This window comes from Nocardia sp. NPDC058497, from assembly GCF_042720195.1.
Lineage (GTDB): Bacteria > Actinomycetota > Actinomycetes > Mycobacteriales > Mycobacteriaceae > Nocardia.
The window spans coordinates 1-1,622 of the sequence record NZ_JBHXMY010000903.1 but is presented as its reverse complement, the minus strand read 5'-3'; the positions used below and the strand labels follow the sequence as shown (position 1 = coordinate 1,622).

General features: G+C 68.3%; 2 protein-coding genes. One reads left to right on the top strand and one right to left on the bottom strand.

The annotated features are described in order from the left end of the window. Nucleotides 1-33 precede the first annotated feature (33 nt). Nucleotides 34-285: a hypothetical protein gene (locus ACFWPJ_RS32305; protein WP_378857247.1), complete on the bottom strand. Its 252-nt coding sequence runs from the start codon at nucleotides 283-285 to the stop codon at nucleotides 34-36. Between the two features lie 116 nt (nucleotides 286-401). Between ACFWPJ_RS32305 and ACFWPJ_RS32300 the strand changes: the two genes are divergently transcribed. After that, on the top strand, nucleotides 402-1,436 hold the full coding sequence (locus ACFWPJ_RS32300) for a hypothetical protein (protein WP_378857245.1): 1,035 nt from the start codon (nucleotides 402-404) through the stop codon (nucleotides 1,434-1,436). The last annotated feature ends 186 nt before the right edge of the window (nucleotides 1,437-1,622 follow it).

Below are 1,622 nucleotides of genomic sequence, written 5' to 3'. Positions count from 1 at the left end.
TGCGATGACTACATCGCACGCCCCTTTCGCGTACTACTCGCAGCCGACGCCGTCGCCGTCCCGGTCGAGGCCGTACTCGTCGGGGCCGATCACGTCGACGCGTCCGGTGTAGTAGGGACCGTTCCCACTGCCACCTTCGCAGTCGACATCGCTGACGATCGGCAGGCAGGGGGAGTAGGACTCGTGGCAGTTGCCGGACGGTTGTGCGGTGGCCACAGTCGGTGTCGCGATCGCGAAGGCGAAGGCCGCGACGGCGGCGGATCCGAGGGTGACGGCGTATTTCATGGTGCTCCGATCAGTTGTACAGCGGCGCACAGTTTTCCACGGGTGGGCGGTTTGCCGGAAATCTGCCGATCGGTACCCGCGGGTAGTCTCGGAGTCTCGTACGTCGGGGAGGTCTGATGCGGGGGAAGTGGCGAGGGTGGTCGTGGTGGGTGCGCGGTGCGGTGGTCGCGCTCGTGCTGCTTGTGGTGGTGTCGTCGCCGGTCGTCGTCGCGGTGACGTACCTGCTGGCCCAGAACATCGGTGAGCAGTCCGACCAGGCGCGGACCAGGGGCAAGGACGCGTTCTGGCTCGGGCACGCGTGGGTGGACGGGCGCAAGACCGACGCCGATGTCGACCAGCTGGCGAGCATGCTGGCGGGCACCGGGATTCGTGACCTGTATGTCCACACCGGTCCGCTCGAGCACGACGGGAGCCTGCGCGACGATCTGGCGCCGCGGGCGCAATGGTTCGTCGACGCGGTGCACGCGAAGCTGCCCGGCATCCGGGTGCAGTCGTGGCTGGGCGATGTCGTGCAGCCCGAATTCGACGGACTGGATGTGGAATCGGCGCAGTCGCGTGAGCGCGTGGTGGCATCGGCGCGGCGGGTGCTCGCCTACGGATTCGACGGCGTGCACTACGACCTGGAACCGGTGCGGTCCGGATCGCCGGGATTCCTCGCGCTGCTCGACGCGACCAAGGCGGTGACTTCGGCCGCGCGAGTGCCACTGTCGGTGTCGGCGCCGGTCATCGATCCGCTGCCGGGACTGCACTCGGCGGGACTCGCGGTCGCCGATCACGGGAAGTGGTGGAGCCAAGCCTATTTCGCCAAGGTGGCGCGCCGGGTCGACCAGGTGGCGGTGATGTCCTACGACACCGCGATGCCGACCGAGGCGCTCTACAGCGGGTACGTGGCACAGCAGACCGAGCTGGCGGCGGAGGTGACCCCGCACGAGGTGGATCTGCTGATGGGCGCGCCCGCGTTCTGGGCCGACGACCCGGGGCATCACGGCGCGGCCGAGACGGTGGCCGCCGCGGTCCGCGGGATTCGCCTCGGGCTTACCCGGGCGGATGTCGAGCGCGAGAACTTCGGGGTCGCGCTGTACGTGGATTTCGCTGCCAGGCCCCAGGATTGGGTCGACTATCGACAGGGATGGTGCCGCCTGCCGAGCTGACCCGATTGTGTCAGGGGCTGTCTCGACGTCGCCCCACGAGCCGGGCCACCGAGCACGATCCCGGCGCCCGCCGATCGACCGCGCTGAACGTTCACTTTTCCGCGGATCGGTCGAATCGGGACGAGAGTAGCGGGGGGTCTGTTAAACAACTACGAGCCCACCAGACCCTCAAAGAAGGAGGGTGTC

Bases quoted from the DNA above. Each gene is read 5' to 3' on its own strand.
- ACFWPJ_RS32305 (WP_378857247.1), bottom strand. From the start codon at position 285: ATGAAATACGCCGTCACCCTCGGATCCGCCGCCGTCGCGGCCTTCGCC.
- ACFWPJ_RS32300 (WP_378857245.1), top strand. From the start codon at position 402: ATGCGGGGGAAGTGGCGAGGGTGGTCGTGGTGGGTGCGCGGTGCGGTG.